The organism is Dyella sp. SG609 (genome assembly GCF_012275375.1).
In the GTDB taxonomy this organism is placed as follows: domain Bacteria; phylum Pseudomonadota; class Gammaproteobacteria; order Xanthomonadales; family Rhodanobacteraceae; genus Dyella_D; species Dyella_D marensis.
This window is the reverse complement of the sequence record NZ_JAAZQJ010000001.1, coordinates 435,352-456,198: the sequence shown is the minus strand read 5'-3', so window position 1 is coordinate 456,198 and position 20,847 is coordinate 435,352. Positions and strand designations below refer to the sequence as shown.

The 20,847-nt window shown below is 67.3% G+C and carries 13 protein-coding genes; 8 read left to right on the top strand and 5 right to left on the bottom strand.

Annotation, left to right across the window (positions count from 1 at the left end; translation table 11 throughout):
- Positions 1-80: 80 nt before the first annotated feature.
- Together FHW85_RS02040 and FHW85_RS02035 are read right to left on the bottom strand one after the other, a co-directional pair.
- The gene (locus tag FHW85_RS02040; protein WP_246866611.1) at positions 81-1,268 is read right to left on the bottom strand and encodes a 1,4-beta-xylanase; all 1,188 of its coding nucleotides are present in this window, start codon (positions 1,266-1,268) and stop codon (positions 81-83) included.
- Positions 1,269-1,412: 144 nt separating this feature from the next.
- Positions 1,413-2,516, bottom strand: a complete 1,104-nt coding sequence (locus FHW85_RS02035) for an aldose epimerase family protein (protein WP_246866610.1) — start codon at positions 2,514-2,516, stop codon at positions 1,413-1,415.
- Between the two features lie 456 nt (positions 2,517-2,972).
- On the opposite strand from FHW85_RS02035, the gene FHW85_RS02030 reads away from it, so the two are divergent.
- The 8 genes from FHW85_RS02030 (at position 2,973) to FHW85_RS01995 (ending at position 11,278) form a co-directional block, all read left to right on the top strand.
- The gene (locus FHW85_RS02030; RefSeq protein ID WP_168647138.1) at positions 2,973-3,698 is read left to right on the top strand and encodes a FadR/GntR family transcriptional regulator; all 726 of its coding nucleotides are present in this window, start codon (positions 2,973-2,975) and stop codon (positions 3,696-3,698) included.
- The gene (locus FHW85_RS02025; protein WP_168647137.1) at positions 3,695-4,618 is read left to right on the top strand and encodes a 2-dehydro-3-deoxygalactonokinase; all 924 of its coding nucleotides are present in this window, start codon (positions 3,695-3,697) and stop codon (positions 4,616-4,618) included. Before FHW85_RS02030 ends, FHW85_RS02025 begins: the two co-directional genes overlap by 4 nt.
- 14 nt (positions 4,619-4,632) lie before the next feature.
- Positions 4,633-5,274, top strand: a complete 642-nt coding sequence (locus FHW85_RS02020; protein WP_167258676.1) for a 2-dehydro-3-deoxy-6-phosphogalactonate aldolase — start codon at positions 4,633-4,635, stop codon at positions 5,272-5,274.
- Positions 5,271-6,419 (top strand): galactonate dehydratase, encoded by a 1,149-nt coding sequence (gene dgoD / locus FHW85_RS02015; protein WP_167258678.1) that lies wholly within the window; start codon positions 5,271-5,273, stop codon positions 6,417-6,419. The genes FHW85_RS02020 and dgoD overlap by 4 nt, the downstream gene beginning before the upstream one ends.
- 2 nt (positions 6,420-6,421) lie before the next feature.
- Entirely contained in the window at positions 6,422-7,186 is a 765-nt protein-coding gene (locus FHW85_RS02010; RefSeq protein WP_168647136.1) for an SDR family oxidoreductase, read from the top strand.
- The gene (locus FHW85_RS02005) at positions 7,183-8,085 is read left to right on the top strand and encodes an SMP-30/gluconolactonase/LRE family protein (RefSeq protein WP_168647135.1); all 903 of its coding nucleotides are present in this window, start codon (positions 7,183-7,185) and stop codon (positions 8,083-8,085) included. The genes FHW85_RS02010 and FHW85_RS02005 overlap by 4 nt, the downstream gene beginning before the upstream one ends.
- 77 nt (positions 8,086-8,162) lie before the next feature.
- Positions 8,163-9,554 carry a sugar porter family MFS transporter gene (locus tag FHW85_RS02000; protein ID WP_167258684.1) on the top strand — a complete coding sequence of 464 codons (1,392 nt, stop codon included), beginning with the start codon at positions 8,163-8,165 and terminating at the stop codon, positions 9,552-9,554.
- A 176-nt stretch (positions 9,555-9,730) separates the two neighbouring features.
- Entirely contained in the window at positions 9,731-11,278 is a 1,548-nt protein-coding gene (locus FHW85_RS01995) for an RICIN domain-containing protein (RefSeq protein ID WP_168647134.1), read from the top strand.
- A 505-nt stretch (positions 11,279-11,783) separates the two neighbouring features.
- On the opposite strand, the gene FHW85_RS01990 is transcribed toward FHW85_RS01995, so the two are convergent.
- The 3 genes from FHW85_RS01990 to FHW85_RS01980 all read right to left on the bottom strand — a co-directional run bounded on the left by FHW85_RS01990 (position 11,784) and on the right by FHW85_RS01980 (position 20,846).
- The gene (locus FHW85_RS01990) at positions 11,784-12,605 is read right to left on the bottom strand and encodes an OmpA family protein (RefSeq protein ID WP_168647133.1); all 822 of its coding nucleotides are present in this window, start codon (positions 12,603-12,605) and stop codon (positions 11,784-11,786) included.
- Between the two features lie 41 nt (positions 12,606-12,646).
- Entirely contained in the window at positions 12,647-19,264 is a 6,618-nt protein-coding gene (locus FHW85_RS01985; RefSeq protein WP_167254683.1) for an ESPR-type extended signal peptide-containing protein, read from the bottom strand.
- A gap of 1,234 nt (positions 19,265-20,498) precedes the next feature.
- Positions 20,499-20,846: an L-rhamnose mutarotase gene (locus FHW85_RS01980; protein ID WP_167254681.1), complete on the bottom strand. Its 348-nt coding sequence runs from the start codon at positions 20,844-20,846 to the stop codon at positions 20,499-20,501.
- Position 20,847: the final 1 nt, after the last annotated feature.

Here is a 20,847-nt window from a genome sequence, read left to right as displayed (position 1 = left end):
CGGCGCGTGCCGGCGGCATGCGTTCTGGAAGAAAGAAGGCGGCCCGCTCCAGCGGGCGCGCCGATGTGGCGCGCCTGGGGTCAGCGCGTCTTGAGCAGGCTCCCTGCCGGATACGTTGCCGCGTCCGCCGGCACGACGCCGCGCGGCGCATGCGACAGCGCACGCAGGATGTCGGCTTCGCGCTGGCGATAAGGCGTGCCGTCGCCATGCAGCAGGTCGTGGAACCACAGCGTCGGCGGCTGCAAGGTGTAGGGGCGCTGCCAGGAATCCCACGGCATGATGGTCTGCGCCTTGCCGTCGACGAAGCCCCAGTTGACCATGCCCACGTCGAGCTTCTTGGCCAGCGGCAGCACGCCGTCGATGGTCGAACCGTTGCCGCGCGCCATGTATTCGGTACAGATGAGCGGGCGGCCGTAGCCTTCCAGCTGCTTCACGCGGCGCGCGAACTCTTCCGGCCAGCCGTAGTTGTGGAAGCTGATCACGTCGGACTGCTCGACCTGGGTGCGCTCGACCGCATCGAGCTTGGCCGGATCCGACCAGTCCTCGTGTTCCCACAGGCCGCTGGTCAGCGGCTGCACCGGCGATGCGCTGCGCGCCCAGGCGAACACCTGCGGCAGCAGTTTCGCCACCAGGGCGAACTTGTCCTTCGGTTCCTTGGCGTCGTAATTGCCGCCGCCGGGATTGTTCGGCTCGTTCCACACGTCCCAGGCGAGCACGCGCTGGTCCTTGCCGAAGCTGCCGACGATATCTTTCACGTACTGCTCAAGGCGCGGGTATTGGCTGGGATCGGCCAGCGCCACGCCCGGGCTCTGCACCCAGCCGGAGTTGTGCACGCCGGGAATCGGCGGATGCTGCGGCCCCAGTTTCGGCTCCGGATCCCAGCAGGAATCGAACAGCACGAAGATCGGCTTGATATGGTGCTTGTCGGCGATGGCGAGAAACTGGTCGATGCGCTGCTTGAAACCCGCCGCATCCTGCTGCCACAGCAGGTCGTGCAGGAACACGCGCATGGTGGTCATGCCCAGCTGCTGCGCCCAGCCCAGTTCCTGGTCGATGCGCGCGGCGTCGAAGCTGCCGGCCTGCCACATCTCCAGCTCGTTGATCGCGTTGGACGGCAGATAGTTGCTGCCCAGCGGCCAGGCCTGTTTCGCATACCAGGCCTTGGCTTCGGCAGGCGTCCAGCGCGCGGTGCTTTCCCGCGCGAACGACGCGGGCGCGGCGAGCAAGGCCGCCAGTCCCAGTGCCGTCACCATCAATGCATGTTTCATGTCCAACTCCCCGTTTGCTTGGATGAGCTCCGGTCCCCGCCGGAGGTCTTGAGGTTGATCCGGGCCGCAGCGGGCAAAGCGCTCCCGCGGCGCCCTGCATGGGGGCGCCCTGGTCGGTCGCTGCGGCGGACGGTCAGTCGCCCGTCAGTGCTTGCCTTGCACCGGCTCCGTGCCGAATTCGTACACGATGGTGTGGCGGTATTCCTGCCCCGGCGCCAGCCGCGCCGAGCCGAACGCCGCTTGATTGGGCGTGTCGGGATGGAACTGCGGTTCCAGCGCGAACGCATCGCCCTGGCGGTAGACATGGCCGCCGGTGCCCACGCTGGTCGCGTCGAGGAAGTTGCCGGAATAGAACTGCAGGCCCGGCATGGTGGATTTCAGCGTCATCACGCGGCCGGAAGCCGGGTCTTCCACTTTCGCCACCAGGCGGGGTTCCTTGGCCACGTCGCGCGCGATCACGAAATCGTGGTCGTAGCCGCGGCCGTTGAGCAGTTGCGCATCGGGCGTGCGGATATCGCGGCCGATCGGCTTGCCCTGGCGGAAATCGAAAGGCGTGCCGGCCACCGGCTGGAACTGGCCCAGCGGAATCGAAGTAGCATCGATCGGCAGGAAGGTTTCCGCCGGGATCGTCAGCTTCTGCTCCAGCACCGAGCCGGAACCCTCGCCGGAGAGATTCCAATACGCATGGTTGGTGAGGTTGACGATGGTCGGCTTGTCGGTGGTGGCGCGGTATTCGATGGTCAGCCGGTTGTGCGCATCGAGCGTATAGATGGCCGTGGCGGTGAGCTTGCCCGGATAGCCCATGTCGCCGTCGGGGCTGACATAGGTAAGCGTGACGCTGGCGCCGTCGGCGCCGCTCTTGGCCTCGCCCAGGCTCCACAGCACCTTGTCGAAACCCTTGCTGCCGCCGTGCAGCGAGTTGGGACCGTCGTTGACCGGCACGCTGTAGCTGTGGCCGTCCAGGCTGAAATGGCCCTTGGCGATGCGGTTGGCATAGCGCCCCACCGTGGCGCCGAAGTACTGCGGCTTCTTCAGATAGTCGTCGAACTTCGCATAGCCCAGCAGGATGTTGGCGCTCTTGCCATGGCGGTCCGGCGCGCTCACTTCCTGCAGGCTGGCGCCATAGGCGATCACGCGCACGCGCACGCCGTGGCCCGAGTCGAGCACCACGGCATCGACCTTGCTGCCGTCGGGCAGCGACCCGAACGTTTCGCGCTTCGCTTCCACTGCCTGCACTGCCGTCGCCATAGTCATCGCACCCAAAGAAACCGTGCCCATGAAACCCAGGAGCATCGCACGTCGCATCTCTCGTTTCCCCTTCGCCACCCTTACGGGACGGCGCATGCAATCACATTGTATGATTATCGTGCAAGCGATCTTTGCACCGTGTCCGCGCCCTTGCGCGGCGCAACATCGGCCTCGTGCACGCATACGATTCCCATCTTCGGTTTGTCATTTCAGGCCATTGCACCATTTCTTGCGGGACCTGACTTTCGTAAGCGATCTGAGAAATATCGCAATGCGTCATCGCCGGCGAATAGCCGTCCATGTACGGAACCGTCCGAAAACACACGCGACGCTTGGCAGAGACTAAGCGAAGTGCTTATAGTCCGTTTGTATGACAAATAACCCGGCAGCCCGGAAGCCGGGCGTCTGCGGCGCCGCCGCCCCTCATACAGAAAGGCACAGGGGATCGAGACATTCATGAAGAAGCCGCCCACCGTCCGCACGCTGTACGGACACGTGATGCACGAACTCGGGCAGCGCATCGTCAGCGGCCGGGTCAAGCCCGGCGACGTGCTTCCCCGCGAGGAAACCCTGGCCGAGAACCTCGGCGTGAGCCGCACCGCCCTGCGCGAAGCGCTGAAGGTGCTTTCCGCCAAGGGCCTGATCGCCTCGCGCACCGGTGTCGGCGCGCGTGTGCAGGAAGAACGCTACTGGAACCAGCTGGACTCCGACGTGCTCGCCTGGCGCTGCGCCTCCATGCCCACCGACGACTTCGTCGAGAAACTGGTGGAGATGCGTGAACTGATCGAGCCGGCCGCCGCTGCTTCCGCCGCGCGCCATCGCAACGCCGCCCAGCTGGCCGAGATCGACAGCGCCTACCGCGCCATGGACGCCGCACAGACGCCGGATGCCTGGACCGAAGCCGACGTGCGCTTCCACGACGCCGTGCTGCATGCCACCGGCAACGAACTGCTGCACTCGCTGTTCTCGGTGGTGGAAACCGCGCTGAGCGCGTTCTTCAGCCTGTCCGCGCGCAGCGCCGGCGACTTCAAGTACTCCCTGCCCTACCACCAGCAGGTGCTGGAAGCGATTCGCCGCAAGCAGCCGGAGGTGGCGCGCAAGGCGATGCTGGCGATGATCGCCGACTCGCGCGACAACATGCGCCGCAGCCGTCCGCGCACGCGCCGGAAGGCTTCCGCGTGAGCGCCAGCCTGATCGGACTGGACTGGGGCAGCACCCACCTGCGCGCTTATCTGTTCGGCGCGGACGGCATGGTGCTGGAGACGCGCGCGCTGGCCCATGGCATCCGCCAACTGCCGGCCGGCGGATTTCCGGAAGCGTTCGCCCTGGCCGTACGCGAATGGCCGGCGCTGCCGGTACTGGCCTGCGGCATGGTCGGCAGCCGCAACGGCTGGCAGGAAGTGCCTTACCTCGATACGCCCACCGGCGTCGAACGGCTGGCGCAACACCTGACCCCGCTCGCCACGCCCGGTGGCCACCGGCTCTATCTGGTGCCCGGCCTGCACGACCCGCACCGTCCCGACGTGATGCGCGGCGAGGAGACGCAGATCGTCGGCGTACTGGCCACCGAACCGGCCACCACGCGCCTGCTGCTCCCGGGCACGCACAGCAAATGGGTACGCCTGCGCGATGGCGTGGTCACCGATTTCGCCACGGTGATGACCGGCGAGCTGTATGGCCTGCTGCGCCAGCATTCGATCCTCGGCGCCGCGCTGCCCGAAGCGCGCGATGACGAAGAGGCCTTCCGCCGCGGCGTCGCCGCCGCGCGCGACAGCGGTCCTGCCGGCGCGCTGTCGCGGCTGTTCTCGGCACGCGCGCTGATGCTCGACGGCGCGCTCGATCCGGCCGCCGTGCCCGACTATCTCTCCGGCCTGTTGATCGGCGAGGAAATGCGCATGGCCCTGGCCGCCGGCTGGGCCGACGCGAACGGCAGCATCCCGATGGTCGGCGAAGGCCCGCTGTGCGACCGCTACCGCCGCGCCGCGGATCTCTACGGCCTGCAGCTTTCGCGCGCGCCGGACGGCACCACTGCCGACGGCCTGTGGCAGATCGCCACCGCGGCGGCGCTCGCCGCGGCACCCGCAACCGCCCACACCTCATGAACACGCTCCCTCCCATGCATACCTGGCTACAAGACTTGCCGCTGGTCGCGATCCTGCGCGGCCTGCATCCCGACGAAGCGGTGGACATCGGCCACGCGCTCGCCGGCGCCGGCTTCCGCGTGCTCGAAGTGCCGCTCAATTCGCCCGAGCCCTGCGCCAGCATCCGCCGCCTGGCCGACGCGCTGGGCGACGGCTATCTGGTCGGCGCCGGCACCGTGCTCGATCCGGCGCGGGTGAAAGACATCGCCGACGCCGGCGGCCGCCTGATCGTGATGCCGCACGCCGACGTCGCGGTGATCCGCGCCGCCAAGCAGGCTGGTCTCTATTGCGTGCCCGGCGTGGCCACGCCCACCGAGGCCTTCGCCGCGCTCGCGGCCGGCGCCGATGCCTTGAAGCTCTTTCCCGCCGAGCAATCCTCGCCCGCCGTGCTCAAGGCCTGGCGCGCGGTGCTGCCGAAAGACCTGGCCGTGCTGCCGGTCGGCGGCATCGCTCCCGACAACATGGCGCCATGGGTCGCTGCCGGCGCGGCCGGCTTCGGCATCGGTTCGTCGCTCTACGCCCCCGGCCGCGCGGCCGTCGACGTCGCCGCCCGTGCGCGCGACTTCGCCGACGCCTGGCGGCATCTACACCCCGTTTCGCAAGGAAACCGCGCATGAAGATCACCCGCCTCACCACCTTCCTCGTTCCGCCGCGCTGGTGCTTCCTGCGCATCGACACCGATGCCGGCATCAGCGGCTGGGGCGAGCCGGTCGTCGAGGGCCGCGCGCATACCGTGGCGGCGGCAGTCGAGGAACTCTCCGACTACCTCATCGGCAAGGACCCGCACCATATCGAAGACCTGTGGAGCGTGATGTACCGCGCCGGCTTCTACCGCGGCGGCCCGATCCTGATGAGCGCCATCGCCGGCATCGACCAGGCGCTGTGGGACATCAAGGGCAAGGACCTCGGCCGCCCCGTCTACGACCTGCTCGGCGGCCCGGTGCGCGAACGCATCCGCGTGTACTCGTGGATCGGCGGCGACCGCCCGGCCGACACCGCGCGCGCCGCGATGGAAGCGGTGGCGCGCGGCTTCACCGCGGTGAAGATGAATGCCACCGAAGAAATGCAATATGTGGACAGCTACGACAAGGTCGACCGCGTGCTCGCCAACGTGCAGGCGGTGCGCGACGCGGTCGGCCCGCACGTCGGCCTGGGCCTGGACTTCCACGGCCGCGTGCACAAGCCGATGGCCAAGGTGCTGATGCGCGAGCTGGCGCCGTACAAGCTGATGTTCATCGAGGAGCCGGTGCTGTCCGAATACCTCGAGTGCATTCCCGAACTGGCCGCCATTTCGCCCGCGCCGATCGCGCTGGGCGAGCGCCTGTACTCGCGCTACGACTTCAAGCGCGTGCTGGAAACCGGCGGCGTGGACATTCTGCAGCCCGATCCCTCGCACGCCGGCGGCATCACCGAGACGCGCAAGATCGCCGCGATGGCCGAAGCCTACGACGTGGCCATCGCCCTGCACTGCCCGCTGGGTCCCATCGCGCTGGCGGCCAACCTGCAGATCGACGCGGTCAGCCACAACGCCTTCATCCAGGAACAGAGCCTGGGCATCCACTACAACGCCTCCAACGACCTGCTCGACTACGTCACCGACCGCAGCGTGTTCGCCTACCAGGACGGCTACGTCAGCATGCCCACCGGCCCGGGCCTGGGCATCACGGTGAACGAGGAATACGTGGCCGAGCGTGCCGCCGAAGGCCATCGCTGGCGCAATCCGCTGTGGCGCCATGCCGACGGCAGCGTGGCGGAGTGGTGAGCATGGAGCAGTTCGCCACCTACCCCAGCCTGCTCGATCGCCACGTCTTCGTCAGCGGCGGCGCCACCGGCATCGGCGCCGCCTTCGTCGAGCACTTCGTACGCCAGGGCAGCCGCGTCGCCTTCGTCGACATCGACCGCGAACATGGCGCAGCGCTGGCGCAAAGCCTGGCCGGCGAACGCCACGCGCCGCGCTTCCTGCCTTGCGACATCACCGACCTCGACGCGCTGTACGCGGCGATCGCCGGCGCGCGCGAAGCGCACGGCCCGGTGGCGGTGCTGGTGAACAACGCCGCCAACGACGTGCGCCACAGCTTCGGCGACACCACCGGCGAGCAGTTCGACCGCAGCATCGCCATCAACCTGCGCCACCAGTACTTCGCCACCCAGGCCGTGCGCGAGGACATGCGCGCGCTCGGCGGCGGCTCGGTGATCTGCCTGGGCTCCACCGGCTGGATGAAGAAGAACGCCGGCTATCCGATCTACGCCATGGCCAAGTCCGCCGTGCACGGCCTGGTCAACGGCCTGGCGCGCGAGCTGGGCCACGACCGCATCCGCATCAATGCGCTGGTGCCCGGCTGGGTGATCACCGAGAAGCAGCGCCGCCTGTGGCTGGATGCGGCCGGCGAGGAAGAGATCCGCCGCACGCAGTGCCTGCCCGGCTACCTGATGGCCGAAGACCTCGCCCGCGCCGCGCTGTTTCTCGGCGCCGACGACAGCCGCATGTGCACCGGCCAGTCCTTCGTGGTCGACGGCGGCTGGGTATGAACGCGCGCGTCGTCCACCATCCGGCCAATACGCTGGGCGAAGGCATCCTGTGGTGCGAACGCGAGCAGGCGCTGTACTGGACCGATATCCAGGCCGCCGCGCTGTGGCGGCACCGCCCGGCGGACGGCGAAACACGCCGCTGGGACATGCCCGAACGCCTCGGCTGCCTCGCCCTGTGCGAAGCCGATGGCTGGCTGCTGCTCGGGCTGGCCTCGCGCCTGGCTTTTTTCCGCCCGCAGGACGAAACGCTGTTGCCGATCGTCGAGGTGGAACCGGACCTGCCCACCCGCCTCAATGACGGCGGTTGCGACCGTCAGGGGCGCTTCGTGTTCGGCACCCTGCACGAGCCCGCGGCCGGCGAAGCGCGCCAGCCGATCGGCGCGTTCTACCGCCTCAACGCGGACCTCACGCTGGAGCGGCTTAATCTTCCCGGGGTTGGCATCAGCAACAGCGTCGCCTTCAGCCCCGATGGCCGCACCATGTATTTCTGCGATTCGCCTTCGCGTTTGATCCAGAGCTGCGACTACGCCGAACGCTGCGGCGAGCCGCGTGCGTTCGCGCGCGTGGACGATGCGCGTGGCGAGCCGGATGGCTCCGCCGTGGATGCCGAAGGTTTTCTGTGGAATGCGCAATGGGGCCTGGGCCGCGTGGTGCGCTACGCGCCGGATGGCCGCGTCGACCGCGCGATCGAGGTGCCGGCCACGCAACCCACCCGTCCGGCTTTCGGCGGCCCGGAGCTGGCCACGCTCTACATCACCAGCGCGCGCGACGGCCTGTCCGCCGACGCGCTGGCAACCCAGCCGCAGGCCGGTGCGCTGTTCGCGGCCGATGCCGGCACCACCGGCCTGCCGGAACCCCGTTTCCGCGGAGCGCCGCCCGGTTTCGGCCGGCCTTCCTGATCCATCGTTCGTTCCTTATCCATCGGCGGTCCATCCTTGTTCACGCCTGCCTTCACGCCAGCGAGGTCCTCGGTTCCATGAACTCCCAAGCCATCGCCTCACCCACCGCCCACGCCAAGGGCACCGTGATCTACACCTGCGTGCTCGCCGCGCTCGCCGGCCTGATGTTCGGGCTGGATATCGGCGTGATTTCCGGCGCTTCGCAGTTCATCAAGGCCGAGTTCGCCATCAGCGACCACACCATCGAGTGGATCGTCAGCTCCATGATGTTCGGCGCGGCGGTCGGCGCGCTGGGCGCCGGCTGGCTGTCTTCGCAGCTGGGCCGCAAGCGTTCGCTGATCCTGGGCGCGATCCTGTTCGTGATCGGCTCGCTGCTGTGCGGACTGGCCTGGTCGCCGGAAACCCTGATTGCCGCGCGCGTGATCCTGGGCCTGGCCATCGGCATCGCCACCTTCACCGCGCCGCTGTACCTGGCCGAGGTGGCGCCGGAGCACATCCGCGGCGCGATGATCTCCACCTACCAGCTGATGATCACCATCGGCATCCTGGTGGCCTTTCTTTCCGACACCGCGCTCAGCTACCACGGTGCGTGGCGCTGGATGCTCGGCGTGATCGCCATTCCCGGCGCGCTGTTCCTGCTCGGCGTGCTCGGCCTGCCCGACAGCCCGCGCTGGCTGATGATGCGCGGCCGCCGCGACGAGGCCATCGAGGTGCTGCGCCGCCTGCGCGGCGACGAGGCCGCGGTGGCGCGCGAAGCGGCGGACATCGAGGAGCAGCTGAAGACCCCGCAGCGCGGCTGGCACCTGTTCCAGGAGAACCGCAACTTCCGCCGCTCGGTGTATCTGGGCGCCCTGCTGCAGCTGATGCAGCAGTTCACCGGCATGAACGTGGTGATGTATTACGCGCCGCGCATCTTCCAGGAAATGGGCTACGACACGTCCGCGCAGATGTGGTTCACCGCCCTGGTCGGCCTGACCAACGTGCTGGCCACCTTCATCGCCATCGCCCTGATCGACCGCTGGGGCCGCAAGCCCATCCTCTATACCGGCTTCACCGTGATGGCCATCGGCCTGGGCGTGGTGGGCATACTGATGAACGGCGGCATCACCGGCCAGACCGAGCAGTACACCTGCGTGGCCATGCTGCTGATCTTCATCGTCGGCTTCGCCATGTCGGCCGGTCCGCTGGTGTGGACGCTGTGCTCGGAGATCCAGCCGCTGAAGGGCCGCGACTTCGGCATCGGCGTGTCCACCTTCACCAACTGGATCACCAACATGGTGGTCGGCTTCACCTTCCTCAGCCTGCTCAACAGCATCGGCAATGCCTCGACGTTCTGGCTGTATGCGGCGCTCAACGCGGTGTTTATCGTACTGACGTTCTGGCTGGTGCCGGAGACGAAGGGCGTGACGCTGGAGCAGATCGAGCGGAATCTGCTGGCCGGAAAAAAGCTGCGCGATATCGGCCGCTAGCCATCGTAGGTTGGGGGGAGCCGCAGGCGAACCCCAACCTCGCGGCAAGCTTGGGGTTCGCCTGCGGCTCACCCCAACCTGCGCCGAAGGAATGAGCACAGAAAGCGAGGCCGGACCTACCGGCCCGCGCGCTCCACGACTTCACACACGCCACCAACTCATCCGGAGAGAACGTCATGCATCGCATCCGTTCCTGGTGGTTCACCGTGCTTTGCGCCTGCCTGCTCGCCGTCATCGGTACGGCCCACGCCGCAACCGGCACCGTCCTGCAAGGCAGCACGCTCTACCCTCGCGTGGTCCGGCTCGAACACGGCCCCGCCAACACCTACGGGCGCCTCGTCGCCAGCACCAACGGCATCATCTTCCAGAGCAACGACAACGGCGCCAGCTGGAGCCAGCTCGGCACCGTACCGACCGTGCCGGGCAGCAGCGAGCGCTGCTGCACCACGCTGTACGAACTGCCGCAGCAGGTGGGTTCGCTGGCGGCCGGCACGCTGATCTCCGCCGGCTCGTACTTCTCGGGCGGCAATCCGGCGATCGAGGTCTATGTCAGCACCAACCAGGGCGTGTCGTGGACCTACCACAGCACACCCGCGCTGGCCGCCGACAACAACCACGGCGGCCTGTGGGAGCCGGAGTTCAGCGTGGCCAGCGACGGCGCGCTGGTGATGTTCTGGTCCGACGAAACCGACCCCTGCTGCAGCCAGAAGCTCGCGCAGATCCGCACCTACAACGGCAGCTCCTGGCAGGACCGCACCGACACCATCCGCAGCACCATCCAGGGCGACCGCCCCGGCATGATCACGGTGAGCAAGCTGCCGAACGGGCATTACTTCATGAGCAACGAGCTGTGCGGACCGGCGGCCTGCACGGTGTTCTCGCGCACCTCGACCGACGGCTGGAACTACGGCGATCCCACCAACATGGGCACGCGTGTGCAGACTGCGGCGGGCCAATACCTGGAGCACGCGCCGCTCAATCGCTGGAGCCCGTCGGTGCTGTCAGCCAACGGCGCCATCCTGCTGGTGGGCCAGGTGATGTACGAATCCAACGGCAGCGTCTCGCCGTCCAACGGCAAGGTGCTGTTCGCCAATACCAACACCGACGGCAGCGGCAACTGGTACACCATCGCCGCGCCGGTGCAGGTGCCCACCGCGTACGACAACTACTGCCCGAACTACTCCTCCGCCCTGCTGCCGGCGGCGGATGGTTCCAGCATCCTGGAACTGGCTTCGGACTATCTCAATGGCGGCTGCATCGTGTACTTCGCCAGCGAGCCGTGGAACCGGCTGCCCGCCGACGGTTCGGTGCATAGCTTCCAGAGTGTGCAGGCTCCGGCGCTGTGCCTGGACAACACGGGCTGGTCGACCGCCAACAACACCAGCGCGGAGCTGTGGGATTGCAACAATCTCTCGGTGCAGAACTGGACTGTGCATGCCAAGGGTGGCGGCTGGTTCAGCATCCAGAATCAGGCGACTGGCTTGTGCGTGGACAACACTGGTGGGAGTACCTCGCCGGGCAATCTGGTCACGTTGTGGGGCTGCGCCAATAATGCCAATCAGAATTGGCAGTTTCTGGATCTGGGCAATGGCAGCTATAAGCTGATGAATCAGGCGTCGGGGGCGCTGATTCTGGATGATCCGGCCGGTTCCACTACGCATGGTACGCAGTTGCAGTTGTGGACTGATAACGGCTTGGCGCCGCAGCAGTGGATTCTGCATTGAGTCCATCCACGGGCTTTCCTCGCCGCCCCATCTTCGTCATCCCTGCGTAGGCCGGGATCCTTTTGCGGTATCGCCTGGTTTTTGCGCTGACGCGATTTGGCCGCTTATGCAGCGGGCATTTCGGACGCCTGCCGGCGCCCGAGTCACTTTCTCTTTGCTGGCCCAAAGAGAAAGTAACCAAAGAGAGAATGGCCTAAGAGCAACGGCTCGCGACGCGACTAGAAGGAGCGGTGGGCGGCTGCGGTAGCCTGATTAACCTGGGTCTACACGAAACATCAGTGCGTTTACGTAGCGGGTGCTTCAACGTGCCGTGGCGAAGAGGAAGTTCAGCGACTGAGGCGGCTTCTGCTTTTCGCTCCTGTATGCGACGCCACCACACTTCTCCCTCTCCCCTCCGGGGAGAGGGTCGGGGTGAGGGGCCGGGCGGAGCGGGGCGATGAATCCCGATGCAATGCGTCTCTTCCCTTCGCTCACCGCGAAGAGAAGAGACGCCCTATGCAGCGCACTACTCCGCGCTATCGACCTTCACTTCCACTCGCCGGTTCGGTGCCAGGCAGGCGATCAGTTCCGCGCGCTTGCCGTCCGGGCAGTCCTTCACCTGATCGGCCTTGCCATGTCCTTCGGCGCTGATCCGCTGTGCCGGCACGCCGGCGCGTACCAGTTCGGCTTTTACCGATTCGGCGCGGCGCTGCGATAGCTGCTGGTTGTAGGCATCGCTGCCCAGGCGGTCGGTGTAGCCGTCGATGCGTACCGAGCGCAGTTTGTCGCCCTGCCCGCTCAGTTCCGCGGCGAGGTCGCCCACCGTGCGGCGTCCTGCCGGCGACAGCTCGGACTTGTCGAACGCGAACAGCGCATCGGCGGAAAGCACGCGCGGCTTGCTCGCTGCCGGCGCCACGGGTGCGGGCGCCGGCGGCTTCGGCTCATCCAGCAAGGCCGCGCAGGACTCCGGTTTCCAGTAGAAGCTGCGCGCCAGCTTGTTCTCGTCGAACAGCACCTTGTACTGGCACACCGTCACCTCGTCGCTGCCGGGCTTGCGGAAGTTGAACAGGTAGTTCCACTCGCGCACGCCCCACACGCCTTCGCTGAAATGCGGATAGCCGATCAGGTCGGACACCTGCGGCTTGTTGAGGCCGGCCCTGATCTGCCGCAGGTTGGCCAGGTTCGGGAAGGTGCCGCCCTTGTGCATCGGCGTGGTGTCGCCGGGCTCCGGCCAGACCATCTGGCCGGCCGAGCCGCCGTCCTTGGCGATGTCGTGGCTCACATTGCCGCAGGCGGCCAGGGCCAGCGCAAACGAGGCCAGGGCGAGGTGCTTGATCGAGATACGCATGGAATGGACTCCTTGAAGATCGCTCATGGTCTTGTTCGCGCTCACCACACCACCCCCGCGCCGACGCCGGCGCCGGCATCGCCGCGCGAGTTGGTGGTGGCATTGAGCTTGAATACGTAGCGGCCGCTCTCGGTGATGGTGGACACGCCGACCGCAATGCCGTTCTCGCCGTGGAACGTGCCCAGCGCCACGCCGGCCGAACTCTGGTTCGGCTGGTAGGCCTGCGGCAGGCTGGCCATGGCCATGGCCGAGGCGATGCCGGCATTGGCGCGGTTGCCGATGCGGTTGAGGTCGCGGTCCACCGACTGGAAGCGCTGGTCGACGTAGTCCTTCGACCAGTTCTTGGCGCTCTGGATGGCGTCGTTGAGCTGGCCCACGTTCACCGCGTCGGTAGCGTTGGTGCCGGCCGCCACGTTGGTGACGGTGCGCTCGTGGCCCACCGAACCGACCGACACGGTATTGGCGGTATTGGCTACCGAGTTGGCGCCGATCGCCACGCTGTTGTCGCCGGTGGCGCTGGAGTTGCCGCCGATCGCCGTACTGTTGTTGCCCGAGGCGTTGGAGTTGGCGCCGGCCGCGGTGGAGTTGTTGCCGGTGGCGGTGGCGTTCTTGGTGTTGTCGACGCTGGTCTGGTAGGTGTTGTTGGTAGTGCCCGGCCCCTGCGACGGCAGGTTGTTCACCGTGTTGGTCAGGTTCTGCAGGCTGGTGTAGAGCTGCTGCAGGGTCTGGTTGGTGGCGAACAGCTGCGAGCCGTTGATCGCATCCGTGCTGCTGCCGCTGATGCGGCCCGCCGCCACGTTGGTAAGCGTGCGCTCCGCGCCCACGCTGCCCACGCTCACCGTCGAACCCGGCGTCGCGCCGGCGAAGTTGTAGGTGGTGCCCGCCAAGGTTGCGCTGGCCGTACCCACCGCCGCGTCGGTCTTCGAACCCGCGCCGAGCGCCACGCTGCCGGCGAATGCCGCTTCCGTACCCGCGCCCAGCGCCATCGCCTGGATACCGTTGGAGGTGGCATTGGTACCGAGCGCCACGCCATCGGCCAGGTTCACCGTGGCGTTCTGGCCGATCGCCGTGCCGCCCGGAGCCGTCTGCTGCACGATCGCACCGTTGCCGATGCCTACGCCGTTGTCGCCGTTGACCGTGGTCTTCGGGCCGACCGCCACGGACTCCGCACCCGCCGCCAGCGAATCGCTCGCGGTGGAGTTGGCGTGGAAGTACTTGATCGGCGTGACCGAGAACGAGGACATCGCACCCTTCAACTGGCGCAAGGTCACGGCATCCTGGTCGAGCGTGCCGTCCGCCACGTTGGTGATCTGGCGGAAGTCGGTGGTGTTGCCCACCGACACCGCGCCGAGCAGGTTGCGGTCCGTGGTGTTGTACGGAATCACATTGGTGCCGACGATGATCGAGCCGGACGCCGGCGCGATCGCACGATCGGACACCGCTCCCGAACCCAGCGCCACGCCGCCCAGCACCGATACCCCGGTATTCTGGCCCAGCGAAGTACCGGAAGCCGCCGTGGCCGTGGCGCCCACGCCCGCGGCCAGCGAGTTGGCACCCGTCGCGCCGTTGTTGGCGTAGTTGCCGCCCTGCGTGCCGCCGTCGTTGACGCTGTAGTAGTGCGTGGCGTTGGCGATCACGGTGCTGTTCAACGTGTCGATCGCCTGGTTGGTGGCGTACAGCTGCGAGCCGTTGATGGCATCGGTGCTGTTGCCGTTGACCTGGCCCGCGGCCACGTTGGTGACGGTGCGTTCGGCACCCGGCGCACCCACGCTCACCGTGCTGGTCGGCGTCGTGCCGGCATAGGTGTAGGTGTTGCCGGCGATGGTGCCGCTGCCGGTCTGCACTACGGCCGCGGTGCTCGAACCCGCGCCCAGCGCCACGTCGCCCACGTTCGCGCCGGCGGTGGCGCCATTGCCGATCGACACCGCGTTCTCCGTGTTGGCCGTCGACACCGGGCCGATCGCCACGCTGTTCAGGCCATTGGGCAGCGAATCGGCCAGGTTGGAGTTGGCGTGGAAATACTTGATGCCGCCGGTGTTGATCTGGTTGAACACCTGCTGCAGCGAGCTGTAGGTGTTGCCGCCGTAGGTGATGCTGGTATTGAGCGTGCCGGTGGCCGGATCGTAGGTGGTGTTGCCGCCGTAGCTGGTGGCGATCGAGTTGCCCAGGTTGGTGACGGTATTGCCCAGATTGGTGACGCTGGTGCCTACCGTGCCGATCGCCTGGTTGGTCTGGTACAGCTGCGAGCCGTTGATCGCATCGGTGCTGTTCTGGTCCAGGCGGCCGGCGGCCACGTTGGTGATGGTGCGCTCCGCACCGGTGGTACCGACGCTGATGGTGCTGCCCGGCGTGGTGCCGGCGAAAGCGTAGGTCTGGCCGTTGATCACCGTGTTGGGCGTACCCACCGCCGCGGCCGTGACCGAACCCGCGCCCAGCGCCACGCTGCCGGCGAACGCCGCCTGCGAGCCCTGGCCGATGGCCACCGCCTGGATGCCGTTGGAGGTGGCATTGGTGCCCAGCGCCACGCCGTCAGCCAGGTTCACCGTGGCGTTCTGGCCGATCGCCGTGCCGCCCGGCGCGGTCTGCTGCACGATCGCACCGTTGCCCATGCCGATGCCGTTGTCGCCATTGACGGTGGTCTGCGGACCGATGGCTACCGACTCCGCACCGGCGGCCAGTGAGTCGGTCGCGCTGGAATTGGCGTGGAAGTACTTGATCGGCGTCACCGAGAACGAGCTCATCGCACCCTTCAGCTGGCGCAGGCTCACCGCATCCTGGTCCTGCGTGCCGTCCGCCAGGTTGGTGATCTGGCGGAAGTCGGTGGTGTTGCCCACCGACACCGCGCCGAGCAGGTTGCGGTCCGTGGTGTTGTACGGAATCACATTGGTGCCGACGATGATCGAGCCGGAGGCCGGCGCGATTGCCCGGTCGGACACCGCGCCTGCGCCGAGCGCGACGCCGCCCAGTATCGATACGCTGGTGCCCTGTCCCAGCGAGGTGCTGCGATCGGCCGCGGCAGTGGAACCGACGCCCGCGGCCAGCGCATTGACGCCGGTCGCGCCGTTGTTGGCGTAGTTGCCGCCCTGCGTGCCGTTGTCGTTGACGCTGTAGTAATGCGTTGCACCCGCCGCCACCACGTTGCTGAGGTTGTCGACCGCCTGGTTGGTCGCCCACAGCTGCGAGCCGTTGATCGCATCGGTGCTGCTGTTGCTGATGCGCCCGGCGGCCACGTTGGTGATGGTGCGCTCGGCACCGCCCGCGCCCACGCTCACCGTGCTCGCCGGCGTGGTGCCTGCGAAGTTGTAGGTGGTGCCGGCGATGGTGTAGCTAGCCGTGCCCACCGCCGTGGTGGTGGTGGATCCGGAGCCCAGCGCCACATCGTTGGCATTGGTGGCGACGGCACCGTTGCCGAACGCCACGCCGCCCGCCGCCTGCGCGGCACTGCCGTTGCCCAGCGCGACCGAGCCCACGCCCTGCGCGTTGTTGCCGTTGCCGATCGCCACCGCACCGTCGCCGTTGGAGGTGTTGTTCGAACCCACGGTGACGGCGCCGTTGCCGGTGGCGGAGTTCGGATCGCCGATCGCCACCGCGCCATTGCCGTTGACGGTCTGGCTTTCGCCCAGCGCCACCGCGCCGGTGCCGCCGAGCACCTGCGAGTTGTGGCCGCCGGCGATCGAGCCTGTACCCGCGCCCGCCGCGACAGTATTGGTGTCGCCCAGAGCCACGGTAGATGCGGCGAGCGCCTGCGAAGCATTGCCGACCGCGGTCGCATTGGCCGCCGACGAAGTCGCCGCATTGCCGACCGCTATCGCGTTCTGGCCAGACGCATTCGCATGAAGCCCGACCGCCGTTGCGGCAGCCCCCGACGCGGAAGTCTGGAAACCCGCGGCAAACGCAAAATTGGCTGAGGCGACGCTGCTGGCACCAAGAGCGGTGGCCTGCTGGACCGAGGCGTTCGCTCCTTGACCGAAGCTCGTCGCCCAATCGCCGGTCGCCTTCGCGCCGATACCGATGGCGGTGGCGAACGAGCCGTTCGCGTTGGCGTTGCCTCCGATCGCGATAGCGCCTCCCGATGGTCCGGTGGAAGCAGCGCTGGTACCGATCGCGATGCTATCGACCGCGGACGAGGCTGCGCCGTTACCCACTGCCACGGCGTTCTGGGCGGAAGCGTTGGAATGAAGGCCGACGGCAGAGGCCCCCGAGCCGGTGGCCGACGCCTGGAACCCTGACGCCAGCGCGAAGGTGGCGCTGGCTGTGCTGCCGGCTCCCAGGGCCGTAGCCGTTTGCACCGTGGCGTTGGTGTTCTGTCCGAGCGCCACCGCCCAATCGCCGCCTGCCTTTGCATTCATGCCGATGGCCGCGGCGTAGGTGCCCGAAGCAGCGGCGCCCGGTCCGATGGCAATAGCGTTGGGGGAAGTGGCACCGTTGTTGAGGTAATTGGCCTGCTGCGTGCCACCGTCGGTGACGCTGAAGTAGTGCGTAGGCGCGCTGGTCGCGACCGCATTGACCGCCTGCGTCAGCGCATAGAGCTGCGAGCCGTTGATCGCATCCGTGCTGCTGCCGCTGATGCGGCCGGCGGCGACATTGGTGATGGTGCGCTGATTGGTACCACTGCCGACGCTCACGGTGCTGGTCGGTGTGGTGCCGGCGAAGTTGTAGGTGGTGCCGGCGATGGTGTAGCTGGCCGTACCGACCGCGGCAGCGGTGGTGGACCCGTTGCCCAGCGCCACGTCGCCGACATTGTTGGCGGCGGCCGAGTTTCCGAGTGCCAGCGTGCTGTTGGCGTTCGCGCCGGCGCCGGCACCCAGGGCCACCGCATTCGTCCCGTTCGCGGTGCTGATCCGGCCGATGGCGATGGCGCTCCCGCCGGTGGCACTCGAACTGGTACCGATCGCGATGCTCTGGTTGGTGTTGGCCACCGCCGTATCGCCGAACGCCACGGCACCGGCGGCCAGCGCCTGGCTGGTGCTGCCGATCGCGATACTGCCCTGGCCGACCACCGTGTTCTGGTAGCCGATGCCGACCGCGCCCTGCGCCGCGGTTCCGGCCGTACCCACCGCTTGCCCACCGCCGCCGACCATGTTGGTGTTACCCATCGCGACCGAGCCGTTGCCGGTGGCGGTGTTGTCCAGGCCGCTGGCGATCGCGCCGTTGCCGGTGGCGGTATTGGGATCGCCAATGGCGACAGCGCCATTGCCGCTGGCGACGTTGCCGGAGCCGACCGCGACGGCCTTGCCGCCGGTGGCGGTCGAGCCGTTGCCGATCGCCACGGCATCGCCCGCATTGGCGACCGTGGCGGTGCCGATGGCGATCGCGTTGGTGGCGGAAGAGGCAGACTGCCCGCCAATGGCGATGGAGTTATCCCCGCTGGCCGTCGCACTCGCGGTGGCATTTGCACCGATCGCGGTGGCCCCCACGCCCGTGGCATTGGCTCTCACACCCAGGCCTACCGCGTAATCCTTATTGGCGAGGGACTGTACGCCGATAGCGACGGAACCCGCGCCGCTGGATGTCACGTCCGTACCGATAGCCACCGCGCTTCCCGCGGTGGCCCCTGTATTGGCGGCCGTGCGCGCTCCGAGATAAATCGAATTAGTGCCGGAAGCGATCGCACCAGCGCCTTGAGCGATCGCGTTCAAAGCAGAACCATTGGCTCCTGAGCCCAGGACGACGGCACCTTGCCCACTCGCCTTGGTCAAATAGCCGATCGCTACGGCATTGACACCGCTCACCGCCGACTGCAGGCCCATGCCGATCGAGTACTGGCCTGACACGCTCACGTCCGTACCGATGGCGATGGCCGATTCGGCCGACGCGCCAGTACCCACGGTGCGCGCGCCAAGATAAACCGCATTGAGCGCTGTTGCATAAGCTTGCCAACCGGCGGCGGTCGCATGAGTGGCGGTGCTTTGCGATGACAAGCCGACCGCCGTTGCGCCATCAGCCGAAGCTTTGCTGGATGCGCCCAGCGCAGTGGCCTGGCCCGTACTTGCCGCGGCGCCGGAACCAAGGGCTACGGCATTGATGGCGCCGGTCGCGCTGGCCGAAGGACCGATCGCCACGCTGTTGCCGGAGTTGACATCGACGGAACTGAGAGCGCCGATGGACACCGCGTTGCCGCCGACAGCTTTCGCGACCGTACCGATGGCGACACCACTGACGCCGGAGGCGGTGACGTCCTGGCCTATACCGATGGAGCTATTGGCGAGCGCACCAGTGCCCGCTGCCGTGCGTGCACCGAGATAGATCGAATTGACGCCGGTCGTGTATGCCTGGAAGCCGAGGGAGATGCCGTTCTGGGCTGCCGCGTGCGAGTTGTACCCCACCGCCAGTGCGCCCAGCACGTCGGCATGCGCAAGCGAACCGAGCGCGGTGGCTCCTACGCCGCTTGCCGCGGAACTGAGGCCCATGCACGCAGCGGTACTGTTATAGGCGTTGTAAGGCGCCGCCGAGCAATCCACCGACTGCGCCTGCGCTGTCGCCGACCACCCGACCCAGCCAAACGCGACCATCGCGGTGAACACGCCCGCGCCCAACGGACGCAGCACGCCGCGCGCATCGCCCTTGGTACTGGCGCCACGCCGGCTCGTCGCCAGCTCCGACACCACCACGAGCTGCTGCAGCGCGCGGTTCCAGACCTTGCCGTAAATCTTGTTCATGACGATCTCCTTGCATGGGGCGAGTGCAAATCAAGGAGGCGCGCGGATCCGGCGACGCGGGCGCGCAAAGACCCGGAGCGCGCAACCGCCATCGGGTTCCGCGCTATCGGCGCCTGCGGCGCGCGTGCAGGTTGTGGTTCCGCGGCCCGTGTGTTTCAGGCGTTCGCGACGAGCGCGAACATCACGGCGACGGTGCCCGGGACATGGCCCGGATCAGTCGCTCATAAGCGCGGAAGCGGCGCGAGGCCGCGACATGGTTGGATGGGGATCCCCTGGATCGGCGGGCGCTGGAATCGCTTGTGCTCGACCAACGTCATTGTCGACTACTCCCGTATGGCTTCCATCTGTGGATACGTGTCCTTTGCGTATGCCACTTCCCTTCCTGGGAAGGCCGCCCCTTTCCATTCGTTTCCACCGCCGCTGCCGGAGTGCGCGCGAAACCGCGCGCCGGAAAGCGCGATGCGTGATCGTGGTCGAACCGGCGATGCGCGCGATGGCACGCCCACCGGCGAAAAACGCCAGGGCACTGCGTGCCTGCGATACTCGCCATCTGCTCTGGTGATTTTTCGCGCAGGGCATGTGCGCACGCGCGCGCATCAACGTTTGCCACGGCATGCATCCGCGCGGCCACCGGCAGCAACCTGCACGGCTGGCTCGGACTGGGTTTCCGCACGCGCGGGCACTGGCCCATTGCTTTCTCCCATGGCGCTGCATGGGAACACGGGAAGGTGGAACGTTTTCGCGGGGCAGCACTTTCCCGTGGCGCGGCGGACGCGCCATGGCAGGAACACATGCTTTGCCGGGCGAAACGCTGCTTCCGGATGCCCCCTGCACCTCGCTGTCTGGGGCCGCGTCCAGGCCCGTCGCTTCCTGGCGATGAGGCGTGAACGCAACCGTTGATTGGCATTCACGGATGGAAGCCGATGCGGGCCATCCAAGAATGCTTCCGTGAGACTACGCAGGTTTTGAGCAACGAAAAGTAGTGCCGCGCGGAGTTGCGAGCTGCGTCACTCTATTTTCCGGTAACGCTTTGTCGCTGATCTTTTCCGTCACGCGAGCCGTGACATTGATGCGCCGAAGACTTGAAAGATTGCGCAATCTAAAAATATTTGGACGTCCAAACAGAATGTCGCGCGATGCCGTCGCGGTCGCCGATCGCGATGATCGGAAGCCGGTTGCGAAACATGCGCGATGCATATCATCCGGGCGCCATGCGCACGCCGGAAACGATGGCTCAGGGGCAATCGCGCAAGGAGAAGATCGGCGCCATCGGCACCCATTTCTGTCCAGGCTGCGCCCACGGCAGGCGTTGCTGGAAGCTGTCCATCAAGGCCTCCCACGCCTGCACGCGCGGGTTGGCGGCATCGGCGGCGGCCTTTGCGGCGCCGTCGAAATCCTCGGCCACGTCCATCACCAGCACCAGGCGGTTGCCGGTGCGGAAGATCTCCAGGTCGCGCACGCCTGCATCGCGGATCGAGGCGACGATCTCCGGCCAGATCTGCTCCGGCCGGTGCCAGCGTTCGTATTCGGCGATCAGCGCCGGGTCGTCGCGAAGATCCAGCGCGAAGTACATGCGCGGCATG

Coding starts and splice junctions, on each gene's coding strand:
- FHW85_RS02040 (WP_246866611.1), bottom strand. CDS start 1,268: ATGAAACATGCATTGATGGTGACGGCACTGGGACTGGCGGCCTTGCTC.
- FHW85_RS02035 (WP_246866610.1), bottom strand. CDS start 2,516: ATGGCGACGGCAGTGCAGGCAGTGGAAGCGAAGCGCGAAACGTTCGGG.
- FHW85_RS02030 (WP_168647138.1), top strand. CDS start 2,973: ATGAAGAAGCCGCCCACCGTCCGCACGCTGTACGGACACGTGATGCAC.
- FHW85_RS02020 (WP_167258676.1), top strand. CDS start 4,633: ATGCATACCTGGCTACAAGACTTGCCGCTGGTCGCGATCCTGCGCGGC.
- dgoD (WP_167258678.1), top strand. CDS start 5,271: ATGAAGATCACCCGCCTCACCACCTTCCTCGTTCCGCCGCGCTGGTGC.
- FHW85_RS02010 (WP_168647136.1), top strand. CDS start 6,422: ATGGAGCAGTTCGCCACCTACCCCAGCCTGCTCGATCGCCACGTCTTC.
- FHW85_RS02005 (WP_168647135.1), top strand. CDS start 7,183: ATGAACGCGCGCGTCGTCCACCATCCGGCCAATACGCTGGGCGAAGGC.
- FHW85_RS02000 (WP_167258684.1), top strand. CDS start 8,163: ATGAACTCCCAAGCCATCGCCTCACCCACCGCCCACGCCAAGGGCACC.
- FHW85_RS01995 (WP_168647134.1), top strand. CDS start 9,731: ATGCATCGCATCCGTTCCTGGTGGTTCACCGTGCTTTGCGCCTGCCTG.
- FHW85_RS01990 (WP_168647133.1), bottom strand. CDS start 12,605: ATGCGTATCTCGATCAAGCACCTCGCCCTGGCCTCGTTTGCGCTGGCC.
- FHW85_RS01985 (WP_167254683.1), bottom strand. CDS start 19,264: ATGAACAAGATTTACGGCAAGGTCTGGAACCGCGCGCTGCAGCAGCTC.
- FHW85_RS01980 (WP_167254681.1), bottom strand. CDS start 20,846: ATGCCGCGCATGTACTTCGCGCTGGATCTTCGCGACGACCCGGCGCTG.